The following is a 19,025-nucleotide window of genomic DNA, read 5'->3' on the forward strand; positions in this document are numbered from 1 at the left end:
CACGGAAGCAGGCGCGGCGATCGGCACGGATTCCGGTACGGGCTGCGTGCCGGAATCCGGCCCGGAAACATCACCGCTCGGCGGCGAAGAGTCCCGTCGGTGTAGGCCGAGCGGACGGGAGAAGGTAGCGTGCGTAGCGCGCCGTGGCGAACGTTCTCGGCCGCGCGCCTCTCAGCCATCCCGCAGAATGGATGACGTAGGTGCGCCCGAGCGCGACAGGGTGCGGACGTCGACGCGGCCCTCTGGTCCGCTCCGTCCCGCCCGTCGCCTTCAGGCAGGCGCATCGAGAGACGGCGTAGGAGAGAAGCGATACCTGTGAGCGCAGCGACAACGCGAAGCCGCACCCCCGATCGTCTGTGCGCCGAGGCGGTCGAACTCGCCCGCGCGGCGGCCGAGGAGGCCGCCGCGCCAGGGATCGTCGGAGAGCACGTCGGAGTGGTCTCCGAGGGCGACCGTGTTGTCACGCACTTCTTCCAGTGCATGGAGCTCGGGTACCGCGGCTGGCGCTGGGCGGTGACGGTCGCCCGCGCCTCCCGGGCGAAGGCCGTCACCCTGGACGAGGTGGTGCTGCTCCCCGGCCCCGACGCGATACTGGCCCCCGAGTGGGTGCCGTGGAGCGAGCGCCTGCGCCCCGGCGACATGGGCCCCGGCGATCTGCTGCCCACCGACGCCGAGGATCTCCGGCTGGAGCCCGGCTACACGGGTGAGGAGGAGCCGCCGCCGAACTCCGCGGTCTCCGAGGACATGGCCGACCTGGTCGAGGCCGAGGACGCCGAGGTCACCGCGGGCCCGCCGGCCGCGCTGCCCGCCGCCCCGGCCCGCGGCTCGATCGCCGCCGTGGCCGAGGAACTGGGCATGCGCCGGGCCAGAGTGCTGTCTCGCTACGGCCTCCATGTCGCCGCGGACCGCTGGGAGGAGGCGTTCGGCGCGAAGACCCCGATGGCCCAGGCGGCCCCCGCGTCCTGCGTGAGCTGCGGCTTCCTGGTCCCGGTCGGCGGCTCCCTCGGGCAGGCCTTCGGCGTCTGCGCCAACGAGTTCTCCCCGGCCGACGGCCGGGTGGTCTCGCTGGCCTACGGCTGCGGCGGTCACTCCGAGGCGGCGGTCATGCCGAGGCCGCCCCAGCCGGCGCCGCCGGTGATCGACGAGACGAAGGTCGACGCCTTCCCCCTGCGCCCGTCCCCGGACTCGGGCTCCGTCCCGGAGACGACGGACGAGGACACGGCGGAGCTGGGCCACTCGTAGGAACGGCCCGGGGTCGGCCCGGGCTGCGCGCCGTCGCCGAAGATCTCCCCGGCCGCCGGCGTGGTGACGGCGCGGACCAGCAGTGGCGGAGGAGTCCGGGGTCGGTGCGGTCCGTGGTGCGGGCGCGGACTTCGTCGCAGACGTCGGGGCCGCGTTGCTCCAGGACGAGCAGGACGTCCTCGGCACACCGCTGTGCCCGGCCTTCGTCGCGGATTTCTCCCGAGATGCGGGACTTGTGAATCCGAGATGCGGGACTTGTAAGAACGGCCCTCGGACACGCCCCGGCGGTCCGCCGACGCCTCGACGAGCAGCAGCCTCACCGCGACTCGGCGTCCAGGGCGGGCACTTCGGACTCGGGCACGGCATCACCGCGCGCGGGTCGTCTCGATGCGCAGGGTGGCGCCGACGACATGGAGCATCGGCCGAAAAGTCCTGGCCTGGGGCGCGATCGTGGGCGCGACGGCGGCGGCGAGTTCCGCGGTGGATGTCGGGCCGTGTCCAGGGGCAGTGCCCGGAACGGAGTCCTGCGCGCCGAGCAGCCGGGCCGGTCGGCAGCCGCTTCCCGCGCCCTTCGGACGGAGCCCGCCGCTCGCCCGGCGCGGGTACGCCGCCCGGCCGTCCGGTGCGATGCGCGCTCATGGCCGGTGGGGCGGTACCTTCGGCCTCACGGCGATGAGGAGAGTGAACGTGAGCAAGTTCGTGCGGCCGGCTGACGAGGGGGCCGATCCGTTCGGGACGGGGCGGTTGCGGCGCGGGGTGCTGGACGCGTGGACGGCCAGTCCGGCGCGGTTCCGGGAGGACGCCAACGCCGAGGAGGACCTCGTCCTCGGCGGGTACCGGGACCGGCTCGTGGTCGAGCTGGCGCAGAACGCCGCCGACGCCGCCGCCCGGGCCGGGGTGCCCGGCAGGCTGCGGCTCACCCTGCGCGACGGCGTCCTCGTCGCCGCGAACACCGGCGCCCCGCTGGACGCGGCCGGTGTGGAGTCGCTGGCCACGCTGCGGGCGTCGGCCAAGCGCGACGCCCCCGACCTCGCCGTGGGCCGGTTCGGCGTCGGGTTCGCCGCCGTGCTCGCCGTCACCGACGAGCCCGCCGTCGTCGGGCGGCACGGCGGGGTGCGCTGGTCCCTCGCCGAGGCCCGCGACCTCGCGCTCGACGCCGCCCGCGCCAACCCCGGCCTCGGTGACGAGATCCGCCGCCGGGACGGCCACGTACCGCTGCTGCGGCTGCCCTTCGCCGCCGAGGGCAGCGCGCCCGACCCGTACGACACCGTCGTCATCCTGCCGCTGCGCGACACCGCCGCCGCCGACCTCGCCGAACGGCTGCTGCGGGCCGTGGACGACTCGCTGCTGCTGAGCCTGCCCGGCCTCGCCGAGGTCGTCGTCGAGATCGGCGACGACGCCCCGCGTACGCTGGCCCGCCGCACCGAGGGCCCGCTGACCGTCGTCGAGGACTCGCGCGACGGGGCCACCCGTTGGCGCACCGCGGCCGCGCACGGCCCGCTCACCCCCGACCTGCTCGCCGACCGCCCGGTGGAGGAGCGGCTGCGGCCCCACTGGACCGTCACCTGGGCGGTCCCCGTGGACACCGACGGCGGCCCCGCCCGGCCCCGCACCAGCCCCGTCCTGCACGCCCCCACCCCCAGCGACGAGCCCCTCGGCGTCCCCGCCCTGCTCATCGCCTCCTTCCCCCTCGACACCACGCGCCGGCACGCCGCGCCCGGCCCGCTCACCGACTTCCTGGTCCAGCGCGCCGCCGACGCCTACGCCGAACTCCTCGCCGACTGGCGCCCGGTGACCGAGGGCGTCATCGGCCTCGTGCCCGGCCCGCTGGGCAAGGGCGAACTGGACGGCGCGCTGCGCCAGGCGATCCTGGAGCGGCTGCCGCGCACGTCGTTCCTGCCGCCCGCGATCGAGCCCGCCGAGCACGACGACGAGGCGCCCGCGTCCCTGCGCCCCCGCGACGCCGAGGTGGTCGAGGGCGCGGGGGCGGACACCGTGCGGGTCCTCGCCGAGGTCCTGCCGACGCTGCTGCCGGCCGGTCTCGAACGGCGCGTGGAGCTGCGCACACTGGGCGTGGCGCGGGTGCGGCTGACCGACGCGGTGGACCGCCTGGCCGGTCTGGAGAAGGAACCGGGCTGGTGGCGGCGGCTGTACGACAGCCTCGCCGGCGTCGACCCCGACCGGCTCACCGGCCTGCCCGTGCCCCTGGCCGGGGGTACCTCCCGGGCTTTCGGCTCCGGGGGAGGGCGTACGACGATCGGCCCCCGTCAGGTACTGCTCCCCACCTCGGACGCCACCGGCATCGACCCGGAGATCCTCGCGCGGCTCGGCCTCAAGGTCGCCCACCCGGACGCCGCGCACCCGCTGCTGGAGAAGCTCGGCGCGCTCCCGGCCACGCCCCGCGCGATCCTCACCACGCCCCAGGTGCGGGCCGCCGTCGCCGCCTCCCTGGACGACGAGGGCGCGCTGTCCTGGGAGGAGGAGGCGCTGGACGCCGAGGAACTGGCGGAGACCGTCCTCGGCCTGGTCCGCGACGCCGGCCTGGAGCCCGGCGACGAACCCTGGCTCGGCGCGCTCGCCCTGCCCGACGAGGACGGCGAACTCGCCCCCGCCGGTGAACTGGTCCTTCCCGGCAGCCCGTTCGCCCAGGTCATGCGCGAGGGCGAACTCGCCCACGTGGACGCCGACCTGGCCTCCCGCTTCGGCGAACAGCCCCTGGCCGCCTGCGGGGTGCTGGCCGACTTCTCCCTCGTCCGCGCCACCGACGTCGTCCTCGACCCCGACGAACTGGAGCCCCGCGAGAGCGACTTCGCCGAGCCCGACGACCCCGGGCTGCTGGACGCCGTCGACGTGTGGTGTGAGGACATCCTCGACCGCTTCCCGGACAGCCCCGTACCGCCGGTCGCCACCGAGCTGGTGGCCGTACGGGACCTGGACCTCGTGGACGACGACAAGTGGCCGCAGGCGCTGGCGCTGCTGTCCCGCCCGCCGCTGCGGGACGCGGTGGTCCAGCCGGTCCGCATCCTGCTGCCCGACGGCACCCACGAGGTCGTACGGCCCTACACCGCCTGGTGGCTGCGCGGGCACCCGGTGCTCGACGGCCGCCGCCCGGCCGGCCTGCTCGCCGCCGGCGGCGACCCGCTGCTGCGCGGCCTGTACGACGAGGCAGACGCCACCGGCTTCGACGACGAACAGGTCCTGCGCGCCCTCGGTGTGCGCACCTCCGTCGCCGCCCTGCTGGACGAGCCCGGCGGCGCCGCCGAACTCCTCGACCGCCTCGCCGACCCCGACCGCCACGTCACCGGCGCCCAGCTCCACGGGCTGTACGGCGCGCTGGCCGAACTGGACCCCGACCAGGTCACCCTGCCGGACGAGCTGAGGGCGGTCGTGGACGGCCGGGTCCAGGTGGTGGACGCGGCCGACGCGGTGGTCGTGGACTCGCCCGACCTGCTGCCGTTCACCGAGGGCGTCCCGCTGCTGCCGGTGCCTCCGGCGCGGGCGGCGGAACTGGCGGAGCTGTTCCAGGTGCGCCGGCTGAGCGAGTCGGTCACCGGCCGCGTCGACTCCGAGGGCACGGAACACGAGGTCCCCGACTCCGTCCGCGTCCTGCTGGGCCCGCGCACCCCGGCGACGTACGTGGAACACGAGGAACTCGTCGTGGACGGTGTCGAACTCGACTGGCGCCTCACCGAGGACGGCACCCTCCACGCCTCCACCCTCGAGGGCGTCGCCGCGGGCCTGGCCTGGGCGGCGGGTCAGTGGCCGCGCCGCTTCGAGGTGGCGGCCCTCCTGGAGGACCCGTCCCGGACGGAGGAACTGGCACGGGACCGGTGGTTCGACTGAGCCGGTGTGGCCGTGGAGCCGGTAGGTCCGCCCGGAAACGCCGTAGGAGTCCGGAATCCTCGCCGGCCGTACAACCTTTCGGAAAGGTCGTGCATCCGATCCCGTGAGCCAGCAGGCTCGAGATCCACTCGGGCCCGTGCGCGTCCCGCGCGCCGGGCCCCTCTCCACCCGGGGAATCGCATGCGCACTCGTACCACCGTCGCCGCCGTGGCCGCCGTTTCCGGCGCCCTCTCCCTCTGTGCCCTCTCCGTGCCCGCCGCGCAGGCCGACGGCGGATGGGGCGACACCACGATCACCAAGGTGGTCGTGGACGGCGACAACAAGGTCTCCGTCGGCATCTCCGCCGCCAAGACCATCAAGGTCAGCGTGACCGCCACGGACGACTCGGGCATCGCGGGCGCCGACTCGTTCACGCTGGAGGGACCGGACTACGGCTTCCTCATGACCGGCAGGCCGACCTGCACCGAGGCCGGCTCCACCACCTCCACGTGCAGCGCGTCGGTGCTGGTAGACCCGAAGGTGGACTACCTGAGCAACGCCAACGCCGGCACCTGGTACGTCGGCGCCTGGATCGACGCCAACGACGGGGACTGGGCGTGGGAGGAGAAGGCGGGCTCGTTCGCGTTCCAGCGCGCCTCGAAGCTGACGGTCAACGCGTCCCCCGAGCCGGTGAAGAAGGGTGCGACCATCACCGTCACCGGCAAGCTGACGCGCGCCAACTGGGAGACCAACACCTACGTCGGCATCCCCAGCGGCCAGACCGTGTCGCTCCAGTTCCGCAAGGCGGGCAGCTCCACCTACACCACCGTCAAGAACATCACCACCACCAGCGGCGGCGCCCTGAAGACGTACGTCAAGGCGGGCGTGGACGGCTACTACCGCTTCAAGTACGCCGGCATCACCAGCACCGCCGGCTCCGTCGCCGCCGGCGACTACGTCGACGTGAAGTAGACGCCGAGCGTGACGTAGTCGCCGGGGAAGCAACCGCAGACCCGACGTCCGGCCCCGGAAGCCATCCGGGGCCGTTCTTTTTCGGCCACCGCGTTGTCGGGCGCAACCCTTTGCCCCCGTCAGTCATCTGATCACATGAGTCACCGGACTCCCTACACACTTGGGGAACGCATGCGCATACGAGCCACCGTCGCCGCCGTCGGCGGCGCCCTGGCCCTGTCCGCCCTCGTCGTGCCCGCCGCGCAGGCCGACGCCTCCGCCGCCACGGCCGACGACTACCGCGCCGCCGTGGCGAAGGTCCGCCAGGCGGCGGCCGCCGGCGACGCCCGCACCGCGAGGGTCGACCAGCCGTACCCGCTGAACGCCACCTTCTCGAACTTCAAGATCGGCAAGGCGATCAAGGTCGGGATCAGCGGCACCTACTCCACGACGGTCAGCTACACGCTCACCCACGACGCGGACGTCGACGTCACCGCCCCCGACTTCCTCACCGTTCCGTACCTGTACCGGGGCGACGCGACGCTGTTCGGCATCGACCTGGCCACCTGCACCGGCACCACGGCGACCACCGCCACCTGCACGGGCAAGATCGACGTCCTCCCCGCGGAGGGCGACCTGCTCAACTCGGACGCCGGCACCTGGAAGGGCGCCGCGCTGGCCATCGACTACAACGGCCAGGACCCCGAGGGCTTCGACTTCGACATCACCCAGGTCGGCTACGCGGACCAGGGCGGCCTCGGCACCACGCTCGTGCAGCGCCGGTCCCAGCTGACGGTCAACGCCACCCCGGAGCCGGTGAAGAAGGGCGCGACCATCACCGTCACCGGCAAGCTGACCCGCGCCGACTGGGAGAACACCAAGTACGTCGGCATCCCCAGCGGCCAGACGGTGAAGCTGCAGTTCCGCAAGGCGAGCAGCTCCACCTACACCGACGTCAAGAGCATCACCACCACCAGTGGCGGCGCCCTGAAGACGTACGTCAAGGCGGGCGTGGACGGCTACTACCGCTTCAGCTACGCCGGCATCACCAGCACCGTCGCCTCCGTCGCCGCCGGCGACTACGTCGACGTGCAGTAGGGCATGCGGGAAGCGACGCAGGACGACGCGCGGCACGCGCGGTAATCCGCACCCGCATCCCTCACGCGGGCACGCGGCGGTCGACCCACCTCCACAGCACCTCCAGGGCGGCCGCCGCTGCCGCCGCGACGGCGGCGGCCGTCCACGGCATCGTCATCCCCACCAGCCGCAGGGCGAAGAACTCCTGCAGCCACGGCACCACCAGCACCAGCAGGAAACCGCCGCCCATCGCCGCCACCAGCGCGACCCGCCACCAGGTGTAGGGGCGGGCGACGATCGCCAGCACCCAGAGCGAGATCAGGAACAGCGTGAGCGTCGCCGCGCTGGTCTCCGCCTCCAGCGCGCCCGGCCCGGTGTAGTGGCTCCGGGCGATCAGATACGTCGCGAAGGTCGCCGCCGCGGCCAGCACCCCGCCCGGGATCGCGTACCGCATCACCCGCCGCACGAAGTGGGGTCTGGCCCGTTCCTTGTTGGGCGCGAGGGCGAGGAAGAACGCGGGGACGCCGATGGTCAGCGTGGACAGCAGGGTCAGATGGCGGGGCAGGAACGGGTACTCCACCTGCCAGCACACCACCAGGATCGCCAGCAGCACCGAGTAGACCGTCTTCACCAGGAACAGCGTCGCCACGCGCGTGATGTTCCCGATCACCCGGCGGCCCTCCGCCACCACCGACGGCAGCGTGGCGAAGCTGTTGTTCAGCAGCACGATCTGCGCCACCGCCCGCGTCGCCTCCGAGCCCGTGCCCATCGCGACGCCGATGTCGGCGTCCTTCAGCGCCAGGACGTCGTTGACGCCGTCGCCCGTCATGGCGACCGTGTGCCCGCGCGACTGCAACGCGCCCACCATGTCCCGCTTCTGCTGCGGGGTGACCCGCCCGAACACCGTCCCCTCGTCCAGCGCCGCCGCCATCGGCTCCCGCTCCTCGGGCAGCCTGCGCGCGTCCACCACCGCGCCGGTCAGCCCCAGCTTGCTCGCCACCGCGCCCACCGACACCGCGTTGTCCCCGGAGATGACCTTGGCCCGGACGTTCTGCTCGGCGAAGTAGCGCAGCGTGTCACCGGCGTCCGGGCGCAGCCGCTGCTCCAGCACCACCAGCGCGGCCGGCTCGGCGTCACGGGCGACGTCGGGGGAGTCGAGGTCGACGCAGGCCCGGGCCAGCAGCAGGACGCGCAGGCCCTGTTCGTTCAGACGGTCGGTCTCGGCGAGGGCCGGGTCGCCCTCGGGGAGCAGCACGTCGGGCGCCCCCAGCAGCCAGGTGCTCGACTCCCCGTCCCCCTCGCTGAACGACGCCCCCGCGTACTTGCGGGCCGAGGAGAACGGCAGCGACCGCAGGCACCGCCACTCCTCGCTGTCCGGGCAGGCGTCGATGACGGCCTGGAGCGAGGCGTTGGGACGGGGGTCGGACTCGCCGAGCGCGCCGAGCACCTTGCGGACGTACTCCTCGTCGTGACCGTTCAGCGCCCGCAGCTCCGTGACGTCCATGCCGCCCTCGGTGAGCGTGCCGGTCTTGTCCAGGCAGACCGTGTCGACGCGGGCGAGGCCCTCGATCGCGGGGAGTTCCTGGACGAGGCACTGCTTGCGGCCGAGCCGGATCACGCCGATCGCGAAGGCCACCGACGTCAGCAGCACCAGGCCCTCGGGCACCATGGGGACGATGCCGCCGACCGTGCGGGCCACGGAGTCCTTGAAGTCGTTGTCCTTCACCACCAGCTGGCTGATGACCAGGCCGATCGCGGTCGGGACCATCATCCACGTCACGTACTTGAGGATCGTGGAGATCCCGGAGCGCAGCTCGGAGTGGACCAGCGTGAACCGTGACGCCTCCTCCGCCAGCTGCGCCGCGTACGCCTCCCGCCCCACCCTCGTCGCCCGGAACGCGCCCCCGCCCGCGACCACGAAGCTGCCCGACATCACCTGGTCCCCGGGCCGCTTCAGCACCGGATCGGCCTCGCCGGTGAGCAGCGACTCGTCGATCTCCAGCGAGTCCGTCTCGACGCACACCCCGTCGACCACGACCTTGTCCCCGGGACCGATCTCGATCAGGTCGTCCAGCACGATCTCGCCGGTGCCCACTTCGACGGCGACCCCGTCGCGGCGCACGGTGGGCCGGACCTCGCCGATCAGCGCGAGGGAGTCGAGGGTCTTCTTGGCCCGCCACTCCTGGACGATCCCGATGCCGGTGTTGGCCAGGATGACGAACCCGAACAGGCTGTCCTGGATCGGCGCGACGAAGAACATGATCACCCACAGCACGCCGATGATCGCGTTGAAGCGGGTGAGGACGTTGGCCCGGACGATGTCGACGGTGGACCGGCTGCTGCGCACCGGCACGTCGTTGACGTCGCCGCGCGCGACCCGTTCGGCGACCTCGGCGGAGGTCAGCCCGGTCACCGGCGTGGTGGCGCGCACGGGGCGCGCGGGGTCGAGTTGTGCGCCCGCATCGGTGTGCGTCATGCCTTCGACGGTACGTGCGGAAGGGGGCGTTCACCCGGCGAAGGGGCGGAAGATCCGACCTCGGGAGGACCGGGGGGTGACGGGGGTGGTTCCGTGGTGGTACGTGCCTAGGGGCGGGCCGGGGAGCCCTGCTCCGTTTCTGGGGAGCCCTTCTCCGCTTCCGCTCCCGCCGTCCGCTTGATCGCGGCGTCGCGCCGGCGGACGTACCAGATGCCGATGAACCCGAGCCCGCCGCCCGCGAGGCAGGTCCACAGCCACCAGGTGTGGCCGTGGTCGTCGTACCAGCCGTAGAACGGGATCTGGACGAGGAAGAGGACGAACCACAGGATCGTGCCGCCGGTGATGGTGGCGACCACGGGCCCCTCAAGGGGCTCCGGCGCCTCGTGCCTGGGGGTCCACTTCGCCATGGGCACAGCTTACGAGGTCGGGCGGGTGCGGCCGAGGCGCATGCCTCTCGGCGGAGCCCTTCCGCGGCCGCCGTGTTCTACGCGCGGAGATGGCGTTGGTCCCCGATGTATGTTCATACTGAAACCGTTTGTTTCTGACCGCTTTTATTTGTAGAAAACGCCAAACGGGCATGGGGGATGTCCGTCGGCGATGAGGTCCCCGCACATGTCCACCTCGGCCCCCGCCAAGGTTCCCGCCCCCGACGAGCCGGGCGGCCGTCCCGCGTACGGCGCTCTCGACCGCTACTTCCGGATCACCGAGCGGGGCAGCACCCTCGCCCGCGAGGTCCGTGGCGGCTTCGCCACCTTCTTCGCGATGGCGTACATCATCGTGCTGAACCCGATCATCCTCGGCAGCGCGAAGGACATGTACGGCCACCAGCTGGACAACGGCCAGCTCGTCACGGCGACCGCGGTGACGGCGGCGTTCGCGACGCTGCTGATGGGCGTCATCGGCAACGTGCCGATCGCGCTCGCCGCCGGACTGGGCGTCAACTCGGTCGTCGCCCTCCAGCTCGCCCCGCGGATGTCGTGGGCCGACGCCATGGGCATGGTCGTGCTGGCCGGCTTCGTGGTCATGCTGCTCGTCGCCACCGGTCTGCGCGAGCGCGTGATGAACGCCGTCCCCCACGGGCTGCGGAAGGCCATCGCCATCGGCATCGGCCTGTTCATCATGCTCATCGGCCTGGTGGACGCCGGGTTCGTCACGCGGATGCCCGACGCCGCCCACACCACCGTCCCGCTCCAGCTGGGCACCGGCGGTCAGCTGCTCGGCTGGCCGGTCCTCGTCTTCGTCCTCGGCGTGCTGCTCACGCTCGCGCTGATCGTGCGCAGGGTGCCCGGCGCGATCCTGATCTCGATCGTCGCCATGACCGCGCTCGCGGTCGTCCTCAACGCCGTCGCCACGGTGCCGTCGTGGGGCCTGACGACCCCGAAGTGGCCCGGCAACCCGGTCGCCACGCCCGACTTCGGCCTGATCGGGGAGGTCAGCCTGTTCGGCGGCTTCGGCAAGGTCGGCGTGCTCACCGGCGTGCTGTTCGTCTTCACCGTGCTGCTGTCCTGCTTCTTCGACGCCATGGGCACGATCATGGGCGTCAGCGACGAGGCGAAGCTGACCGACGCCCAGGGGCAGATGCCGGGCATCAACAAGGTCCTGTTCGTCGACGGCATCGCGGTCGCCGCGGGCGGCGCCGGCTCCTCCTCGGCGACGACCTGCTTCGTGGAGTCCACGGCCGGTGTCGGCGAGGGCGCCCGCACCGGCTTCGCGAACGTCGTCACCGGCGGTCTGTTCGGGCTCGCGCTGTTCCTGACGCCGGTCGCCACGATGGTGCCGTCGCAGGCGGCGACCCCGGCGCTGATCGCGGTCGGCTTCCTGATCCTGGCCGGCTCCGTCAAGGAGATCGACTGGGCGGACCACACGATCGCCGTCCCCGCGTTCGTGACGATGCTGATGATGCCGTTCACCTACTCGATCACCAACGGCATCGGCATGGGCTTCATCACCTTCGTGGTGCTGCGCCTGGCGGCCGGTCGGGGCCGGGAGGTGCCGACGGCGATGTACGTGGTGTCGGCGGTGTTCGCCTTCTACTACCTGATGCCGGCACTGGGTCTGACCTGAGCGATGGCGCGACGGTGACCGGCTGCGGGACGGACGGCGCGGGTTCCGTTGCGGCGACCGGCCGCGCGACGGCGGGCGCCGTCACGTCACCCCGTAGAACCGTTCCGTCTCCTCCACCGCGGCCTGCATCCGCTCGTCGAAGTCATCGCGAATGAGCGTCCGGACGACATAGTCCTGGACGCTCATTCCCCTTTTCGCGGCGTGATGGCGGAGCCGTTCGAGCAGCTCGTGATCCATCCGCAGGCTGAGCACGCTGGTCCCCATGGAGTCGAGGGTCGTCGCACTGTTCGGTCCCCTGCGTCAGGTTCCGCTCCGGGGTCACCCGTATGAGTGATGTTCGCCGGTATCCCCGTGTCCGGAGTCACGCCGTGGCGGGGTGCACGCCGATGGTCCTTAGTCAGGGTAATGAGTTACGCTAAAGAACATGCCGGACCTAAGCCATGGCGACGACGCTGCCGCCGTGAACTCCCTCAGATCCGCCGTGATGCGGCTCTCCCGCCGCCTCAAGCACCAGCGGGTCGATGAATCGCTGAGCCCGACCGAGATGTCGGTCCTGGGCACCCTGGCCCGCTGCGGCCAGGCCACGCCGGGCGAACTCGCCCGCAAGGAACACGTCCAGCCGCCGTCGATGACCCGCATCGTCGCGCTGCTGGAGGCCAAGGGACTGGTCCGGCTGGAGCCGCACCCCGAGGACCGGCGCCAGAAGGTCGTCACCCAGACGGAACGCGCCGAGGCCATGCTCGAGGAGAGCCGCCGCAAGCGGAACGCCTTCCTGGCCGCCCTCGCCGACGGCCTCGACGAGGACGAGTGGGCGAAACTGCGCGCCGCCGCCCCCGTGCTGGAGAAGCTCGCACACCTGTAAGCGCGATCCGAGGAGGCGAACCCTTTTGAGTACGGGACCCGGAGCACACTCCGCACCCGCACCGGCAACCCACGACTCCCCCACCGGGGACACCCGCAAGTCCTCCATGTTCAGCTCCCTGAAGGTCCGCAACTACCGCCTCTACTTCATCGGCCAGGTCGTCTCGAACATCGGCACCTGGATGCAGCGCATCGCCCAGGACTGGCTGGTGCTGAGCCTGACCGGCTCCGCCACCGCCGTCGGCGTGACGACGGCCCTGCAGTTCCTGCCGATGCTCCTCTTCGGCCTCTACGGCGGCGTCCTGGTGGACCGCCTGCCCAAGCGCCCCGCGCTGCTGGTCACCCAGGCGGCCATGGCGTTCACCGGCACGGCGCTGGCCGTCCTCACCCTCACCGGACACGTCGAGGTCTGGCACGTGTACGTCGCCGCCTTCGCCGTCGGCCTCGCCACGGTCGTCGACAACCCGGCCCGCCAGTCCTTCGTCTCCGAGATGGTCGGCCCCGACCAGCTCCAGAACGCGGTCAGCCTGAACTCCGCCAACTTCCAGTCCGCCCGCATGGTCGGCCCCGCCGTCGCCGGCGTGCTGATCACCGGCGTCGGCACCGGCTGGGCGTTCCTCTTCAACGGCCTGTCCTTCGTCGCGCCCATCGCCGGGCTGCTGCTGATGCGGGGCCGCGAACTGCACCCCGCCCGGCGCACCCCGCGCGGCAAGGGGCAGCTGCGCGAGGGGCTGGCCTATGTCGCCGGGCGGCCGGATTTGATCTGGCCGATCGTGCTGGTCGGTTTCGTCGGCACGTTCGCCTTCAACTTCCCCGTGTACCTGTCGGCCTTCGCGGACGACGTCTTCCACGCGGGCGCGGGCACGTACAGCCTGTTCAACACGCTCATGGCGGTCGGCTCGGTGGCCGGAGCCCTGCTCGCCGCGCGGCGCGGCCGGGCCCGGCTGCGGGTGCTGAGCGGGGCGGCGCTGGTGTTCGGCACGATAGAGATCGTCGCCGCGGCGTCGCCGGAACTGTGGATGTTCGCGCTGCTGATGATCCCGCTGGGCCTGTTCGGCATGACGGTCAACGTCACCGCCAACACCAACATCCAGATGTCCACCGACCCCGCCATGCGCGGGCGCGTGATGGCCCTGTACATGATGGTGTTCCTCGGCGGCTCGCCGGTCGGCGCCCCGATCGTCGGCTGGATCACCGACGCCTACGGCGCCCGGGTCGGCCTCGCCGCGGGAGGCGCGGTCGCCGCCCTGGCCGCCGCGGTCATCGGCCTGGTCCTGGCCCGCGTCGGCGGCCTGCGCCTGGCGGTCGGCTGGCACCACGGACACCCCAGGGTCAGCCTCGTACCGCGCGAGCGCCGCGAGGAACTGGCGACGGCGGCGTAGCAGGACGTACGGGGGTCAGTCGCGGGGGAACTCGTCCGTCTTGAGGACGAGACCGACCGCCGTGCCGCTCAGGTCGATCTCCTCGCCGAAGCCGAAGCTGAGCGACGCGTGGTACTCGCCGTCCTTCGGGAGGGTGTGGAGCTGCCAGGTGCCGGTGTACGGGTCGACGATCAGGTACACCGGCACTCCGGCGGTGGCGTAGGCGGCCTTCTTGGGGCCGTAGTCGTTGGCGGCGGTCTGCCTGGAGATCACGTCGGCGACGAACTCGACGTCGTCGCAGCGCCAGCGGCCCTTGTCGTCCTTGCGCGCGTCCTCCGACAGAGCGACCAGGTCCGAGGCGAAGCCGTTGAGATGGCCGGGGTAGTCGATGCGGACGTCGGACTTGAGGCGTCGGCGGGGATACCTGGTCCGCAACTGGTCGTAGAGCGCCGCGATGATGTCCCAGTGGTTGTCCCGCTGCGGTGCCATGAAGATGTGACCCCCGACGATCTCGGTCTTGTAACCCTCGGGGATGGGCATCTTCTCGAGCCACTCGAACATGGTGTCGAGCATAAGTTCGGCGCTGCTCTCGGCCATCTCGATCCTGTCGTCGAGGACGGTCATCGTGGCGCTCCTGCCCGGCCGCTCCTGTCACGAGTGCGGCCGCGCAGTCCAACGATACGCATGTCACAAGGTCACGTACGGGCGTCCGCGCCCCGGGGACACTGTCCCCATGAGACTCTTCGCCGCCGTGCTGCCCCCCGAACAGGTCGTCCGTGAGCTGGCCGTCGAGGTCGACGCGTTGCGGCGGCTGCCGGGGGCGGACGCGTTGCGGTGGACCGGGCGGCCCGGGTGGCACTTCACGCTGGCGTTCTACGGCGAGGTGGCCGACGGTCTCGTCCCCGGGCTGGCGGCCCGGCTGGAGCGGGCCGCGCACCGGACCGCACCGTTCTCGCTGGCGGTGAGCGGCGGGGGCCAGTTCGGGCACGGGCGGGCGTTGTGGGCGGGCGCGGCGGGGGATCTGGACGCCCTGCGCCTGCTGGCGGACCGCGCGGAGGCGGCGGCGCGGAAGGCGGGCGTGCCGATGGGGGAGCACCGGCGTTACAAGGCCCACCTCACGGTGGCCCGCTGCCGGGACGCCGTGGACGTGCGGCCGTACGTCGACGCGCTGAGCGCCTTCGCGGGCAGCACCTGGACCGTGGCGGACCTGGCCCTGGTGCGCAGCAACCTGCCCCGCTCCGGCGTCCCGGGCGAGCAGCCCCGCTACGAGGCGGTCGCCCGCTGGCCGCTGGGCGGGGCCGGTTAGGCTCGACGCGTGGACCCGAAGACCAGAAACCGGATCATGGCCGGTGCGCTCGTACTGATGTTCGTTGTGGTGGCGGTGGCGGCGGCCCTGGGGCAGTAGGCCAGTGGGCCGCCGCCCGCCTGCGGTGCGCTCCTACCAGGCGAAGGCCTCCGGGGACGGCCCCGGGCCCGGGAAGATTTCGTCCAGTCCCGCCAGCACGTCCTGCGACAGCTCCAGCTCGACGGCCCGCAGCGCCGACTCGAGCTGCTCGGCGGTGCGCGGACCGACGATCGGGCCGGTCACGCCGGGCCGGGTGAGCAGCCAGGCCAGCGCGGCCTCGCCGGGCTCCAGACCGTGCTTCTCCAACAGGTTCTCGTACGCCTCGATCTTCGCGCGCAGCGCCGGGTCGGCGAGCGAGTCGGCGGCCCGGCCGGAGGCGCGGCGGCCGCCCTGGGCCTCCTTCTTGAGGACGCCGCCGAGCAGTCCGCCGTGCAGCGGCGACCAGGGGATGACACCGAGGCCGTAGTCCTGCGAGGCCGGGATGACCTCCATCTCGGCGCGCCGCTCGACGAGGTTGTAGAGGCACTGCTCGCTGACCAGCCCGATCGTCCCGCCCCTGCGGGCGGCGACCTCGTTGGCCTGGGCGATCTTGTAGCCGGGGAAGTTGGAGGAGCCGACGTAGAGGATCTTCCCCTGCTGGACGAGGACGTCGATCGCCTGCCAGATCTCGTCGAACGGCGTGTTCCGGTCGATGTGGTGGAACTGGTAGAGGTCGATGTAGTCGGTCCCCAGCCGCTTGAGGCTGGCGTCGACGGCCCGGCGGATGTTCAGCGCGGAGAGCTTGTCGTGGTTGGGCCACGCCTCCCCGTCGGGACCCATGTTCCCGTACACCTTCGTGGCGAGGACGACCTTGTCGCGCCGCTCGCCGCCCTTGGCGAACCAGCTTCCGATGATCTCCTCGGTGCGGCCCTTGTTCTCACCCCAGCCGTACACATTGGCCGTGTCGAAGAAGTTGATCCCGGCGTCGAGCGCCGCGTCCATGATGCCGTGGCTGTCGGCCTCGTCGGTCTGGGGACCGAAGTTCATCGTGCCGAGGACGAGTCGGCTGACCTTGAGTCCGGTGCGTCCGAGCTGCGTGTACTTCATGGTCCACAAGCCAACGACTTGGAGTGCGCTCCACGCAAGGGTATTCAGCCACGGGGGAAGTCGTCCGTCTTGAGGACGAGGCCGACCGGTGTGCCGGTGAGGCCGAGGTCCGCGCCGTAGGAGACCGACAGTTCGCTGAGGTACTCGCCGTCCTTGGGGTGGGTGAGAGCGTCAGGCCCCGTACCGCGCCCCCATCCCCCACTCCTCGTACAGCACCTCCGCGAACGTCGCCGCGATCTTGTGCTCGCCGTTCTCGTTGGGGTGGGTGCCGTCGTACGTGTCCGTGTGGATGTCCCAGGCGTGCGGGACCGGGGTGAGGACCAGCGGGGAGCGGGGGGCGTCCAGGTCGGTCAGGGTCTTGGCCAGGAGGTCGTTGAAGCGGGCCACCTCGGCGGCGAAGTGGTCGTCCGAGGCCGCGCGGACGTTGGGGATCACCGGGAGGACCGCCATCCGCACCGCGGGCCGCGCCTCACGGGCCGCCGTGACGAACGCGCGGACGTTGTCGGCGGTCTGTTCGGCGTTGGTGTAGAAGCCCAGGTCGATCAGGCCCAGGGAGACCAGCAGCACGTCCGCGCGGGTCGTGCGGACCGCGTCGCCGATCAGCGGGGCCATGTGCAGCCATCCCTCGCCCCAGCCGGCGAGGTGGCCGCGCGGGAAGTCGGGGTCGGCGTAGGCGTACGACGTCGGGGCCTCGGCCGCCTTGTCGTACAGCGTCTCGCGCGGGCCCACGATCCGGAACGGGCCGCCGTAGGTGGCGCACAGGTGCTGCCACAGGCGGTGACGCCAGGTGTGTTCGCCCGCGCTGCCGATGGTCATGGAGTCGCCTACGGGCATGAACCTGAGCATCCGCTCATGATGAACGATCGCCGCGGCGGACGGGATGTGAGGCCCGCCACCCTCCGTGAACGGCCGGGCGGGGTGGCAGGCTTGGGAACATGCGCCGATCCTTCGTGTTCCTCGCCGCGGCCCTGCTGACGGGCGCCGCCCTCGCCGCTCCGCCCGCCTTCGCCGAGGACGGGAACGAGGCGTTCACCATCGAGGACCCGCGCATCACCGAGTCCAGCGGCCTCGCGGCCTCGCGGCAGCACCCCGGCGTCTACTGGACCCACAACGACCAGGACGAGGGGGCCTACCTCTACGCCGTGGACAGCCGCACCGGCGAGACCGTCGCCACGGTCACCATGACCGGCGTCGGCGCCCCCAGGGACGTCGAGGCCATCGCCCTCGGCCCCGACGACCAGCTCTACGTCGGCGACATAGGCGACAACCTCGGCGGCACCTGGGACCACGTCTGGGTGTACCGGCTCCCCGAGCCGAAGCGGCTGAGGGACCAGAGCGTGCGGGCCACGCAGTACGTGGTCCGGTACTCCGACGGCGCCCGCGACGCCGAGTCCCTGGTCGTGCACCCGAAGACCGGGCGCGTCTACATCATCGACAAGCAGGAGAACGGCGGGCACCTGTACGCCGGGCCGGCCGAGCTGTCCCCGTCGGGCGCCAACGTCTTCGAGCCCGTCGCGCCCGTCGACCTGTGGGCCACCGACGCGGCCCTCTCCCCCAACGGCGAGCAGCTCGCCGTGCGGGGCTACTTCGGCGGCATCGCCTACGACTGGAACGACGGCCGGATCGAGCGCATCGGCCGGCTCAGCGTGCCGTTCCAGGGGCAGGGGGAGTCGGTGACGTACTCCGCCGACGGGACGAAGCTGATGTACGGCAGCGAGGGGCTGGGCAGCGCGGTCGAGCCGGAGGACGTGCCGGGCGGCGGCGGGGACGCGGGCTCCGGACGGGGGGCGGGTTCGTCCTCCGGGAACGGGTCCGGGGCCGCGGGCGGGGACGACGACGGGTTCCGGCCAGGCCCCGCCGCGCTCGGCGTCGCCGGCCTGGTCGCCGCCGTCATCGGGCTGCTGCGCCTGCGCCGCCGGCGCTGAGGGGGTCACCCGGGGGTGCCGGGCCCCGCCGCGCGGCGGGCGACCAGGGCCTCCAGGCCGTCCAGGATCCGCTGGAGGCCGAACTCGAAGTGGTCGAAGTCAGGACCCCAGGCCTCCGCCGACAGGGAGGCCATCACCGGGTAGCGGCCGCTCGCCATGACCTTCTCCAGCACCGGCACCTGCGCCTGCCAGAACTCGGCGTCCGTCAGGCCGCTGCTGCGCTCGGCCTCCTCCTGGTAGAGCCGGGTGCGCGCGGCGCCGACGACGTAGTTGTCGACGACGAGGATCGCCGAGACCAGCTCCGCGTCGCTCAGGCCCATCGGGCGGATCCGGGAGAGCACCTTCTCCGTGCCCTCGATGGCGCTGGGGCCGAGGACCGGCCGGGACTGGTTGACCTGGAGCAGCCACGGGTGGCGGCGGTAGAGGGCGAGCGTGGCGCGGCCGAGGGCCTCCAGCGCGGCCCGCCAGCCGCCGTCGCCGAGGGCCTCGGGGTCCTGCGAGGGCCGCTGGACGCGGTCCAGCATCAGGTCGAGCAGTTCGGCCTTGCCGGGGACGTACCGGTAGAGGGTCATCGCGCCCGTGCCCAGCTCCGTGGCGATCCGGCGCATGGAGACCGCCGCCAGGCCCTCCCGGTCGGCGATCTCGACGGCGGTCTCCACGATCCGCTCCAGCGTCAGCCCCGGCCGGGGGCCGCGGCTGGGGCGCCTGCCGAGGTCCCACAGCAGTTCCAGGGTGCGGCCGATGTCGCCGCTGCCGCTGCTCTCCGTACCGCCCGTTCCGCCGGTACCGCCCTTGCCGCCGCTCGTCATGGGTGC

16 protein-coding genes are annotated in these 19,025 nt (G+C 72.3%); 9 read left to right on the forward strand and 7 right to left on the reverse strand.

The genetic code is table 11. The features are described 5' to 3' along the window. Nucleotides 1-315: 315 nt before the first annotated feature. From ACZ6KF_RS22030 to ACZ6KF_RS22045, 4 genes are all read left to right on the forward strand, one after another. Complete coding sequence (locus ACZ6KF_RS22030) at nt 316-1,242, forward strand: DUF3027 domain-containing protein (RefSeq protein WP_469239710.1); 927 nt, start codon at nt 316-318, stop codon at nt 1,240-1,242. Between the two features lie 687 nt (nt 1,243-1,929). Continuing rightward, entirely contained in the window at nt 1,930-5,085 is a 3,156-nt protein-coding gene (locus ACZ6KF_RS22035) for a sacsin N-terminal ATP-binding-like domain-containing protein (RefSeq protein ID WP_469239712.1), read from the forward strand. Between the two features lie 180 nt (nt 5,086-5,265). Beyond that, nucleotides 5,266-6,036, forward strand: a complete 771-nt coding sequence (locus tag ACZ6KF_RS22040) for a calcium-binding protein (RefSeq protein ID WP_469239714.1) — start codon at nt 5,266-5,268, stop codon at nt 6,034-6,036. Nucleotides 6,037-6,207: 171 nt separating this feature from the next. Next, nucleotides 6,208-7,113, forward strand: coding sequence for a hypothetical protein (locus tag ACZ6KF_RS22045; RefSeq protein WP_469158640.1), 906 nt, complete (start codon nt 6,208-6,210; stop codon nt 7,111-7,113). Between the two features lie 61 nt (nt 7,114-7,174). Here ACZ6KF_RS22045 and ACZ6KF_RS22050 read toward each other — a convergent pair whose 3' ends face one another. Together ACZ6KF_RS22050 and ACZ6KF_RS22055 are read right to left on the reverse strand one after the other, a co-directional pair. Further along, the gene (locus tag ACZ6KF_RS22050; protein ID WP_469239716.1) at nt 7,175-9,568 is read right to left on the reverse strand and encodes an HAD-IC family P-type ATPase; all 2,394 of its coding nucleotides are present in this window, start codon (nt 9,566-9,568) and stop codon (nt 7,175-7,177) included. Nucleotides 9,569-9,675: 107 nt separating this feature from the next. Continuing rightward, the gene (locus tag ACZ6KF_RS22055) at nt 9,676-9,975 is read right to left on the reverse strand and encodes a DUF2530 domain-containing protein (protein WP_469176786.1); all 300 of its coding nucleotides are present in this window, start codon (nt 9,973-9,975) and stop codon (nt 9,676-9,678) included. A gap of 205 nt (nt 9,976-10,180) precedes the next feature. Between ACZ6KF_RS22055 and ACZ6KF_RS22060 the strand changes: the two genes are divergently transcribed. Beyond that, nucleotides 10,181-11,632, forward strand: coding sequence for an NCS2 family permease (locus ACZ6KF_RS22060; protein WP_356629706.1), 1,452 nt, complete (start codon nt 10,181-10,183; stop codon nt 11,630-11,632). Between the two features lie 81 nt (nt 11,633-11,713). Here ACZ6KF_RS22060 and ACZ6KF_RS22065 read toward each other — a convergent pair whose 3' ends face one another. Beyond that, nucleotides 11,714-11,896, reverse strand: a complete 183-nt coding sequence (locus tag ACZ6KF_RS22065) for a ribbon-helix-helix protein, CopG family (protein ID WP_469158643.1) — start codon at nt 11,894-11,896, stop codon at nt 11,714-11,716. A gap of 160 nt (nt 11,897-12,056) precedes the next feature. Between ACZ6KF_RS22065 and ACZ6KF_RS22070 the strand changes: the two genes are divergently transcribed. Both ACZ6KF_RS22070 and ACZ6KF_RS22075 read left to right on the forward strand, forming a co-directional pair. Further along, nucleotides 12,057-12,494: a MarR family winged helix-turn-helix transcriptional regulator gene (locus ACZ6KF_RS22070; protein ID WP_356629710.1), complete on the forward strand. Its 438-nt coding sequence runs from the start codon at nt 12,057-12,059 to the stop codon at nt 12,492-12,494. A gap of 25 nt (nt 12,495-12,519) precedes the next feature. Continuing rightward, nucleotides 12,520-13,875, forward strand: a complete 1,356-nt coding sequence (locus tag ACZ6KF_RS22075) for an MFS transporter (protein ID WP_356629712.1) — start codon at nt 12,520-12,522, stop codon at nt 13,873-13,875. Between the two features lie 15 nt (nt 13,876-13,890). On the opposite strand, the gene ACZ6KF_RS22080 is transcribed toward ACZ6KF_RS22075, so the two are convergent. Further along, nucleotides 13,891-14,478 carry a Uma2 family endonuclease gene (locus ACZ6KF_RS22080; RefSeq protein WP_356629714.1) on the reverse strand — a complete coding sequence of 196 codons (588 nt, stop codon included), beginning with the start codon at nt 14,476-14,478 and terminating at the stop codon, nt 13,891-13,893. A 109-nt stretch (nt 14,479-14,587) separates the two neighbouring features. On the opposite strand from ACZ6KF_RS22080, the gene thpR reads away from it, so the two are divergent. Continuing rightward, the gene (gene thpR, locus ACZ6KF_RS22085) at nt 14,588-15,160 is read left to right on the forward strand and encodes an RNA 2',3'-cyclic phosphodiesterase (protein ID WP_356629716.1); all 573 of its coding nucleotides are present in this window, start codon (nt 14,588-14,590) and stop codon (nt 15,158-15,160) included. Nucleotides 15,161-15,292: 132 nt separating this feature from the next. On the opposite strand, the gene ACZ6KF_RS22090 is transcribed toward thpR, so the two are convergent. Both ACZ6KF_RS22090 and ACZ6KF_RS22095 read right to left on the reverse strand, forming a co-directional pair. Then, nucleotides 15,293-16,285, reverse strand: a complete 993-nt coding sequence (locus tag ACZ6KF_RS22090; RefSeq protein ID WP_356629718.1) for an aldo/keto reductase — start codon at nt 16,283-16,285, stop codon at nt 15,293-15,295. Between the two features lie 171 nt (nt 16,286-16,456). Beyond that, entirely contained in the window at nt 16,457-17,131 is a 675-nt protein-coding gene (locus tag ACZ6KF_RS22095; protein ID WP_356629720.1) for a GDSL-type esterase/lipase family protein, read from the reverse strand. Nucleotides 17,132-17,220: 89 nt separating this feature from the next. Between ACZ6KF_RS22095 and ACZ6KF_RS22100 the strand changes: the two genes are divergently transcribed. After that, nucleotides 17,221-18,210 (forward strand): WD40 repeat domain-containing protein, encoded by a 990-nt coding sequence (locus ACZ6KF_RS22100; protein WP_356629722.1) that lies wholly within the window; start codon nt 17,221-17,223, stop codon nt 18,208-18,210. 5 nt (nt 18,211-18,215) lie between these two features. On the opposite strand, the gene ACZ6KF_RS22105 is transcribed toward ACZ6KF_RS22100, so the two are convergent. After that, a complete protein-coding gene (locus ACZ6KF_RS22105; RefSeq protein WP_356629724.1) occupies nt 18,216-19,019 on the reverse strand; it encodes a TetR/AcrR family transcriptional regulator in 804 nt (267 codons plus the stop codon). Nucleotides 19,020-19,025: the final 6 nt, after the last annotated feature.

Source organism: Streptomyces sp. NPDC046379 (genome assembly GCF_055587785.1).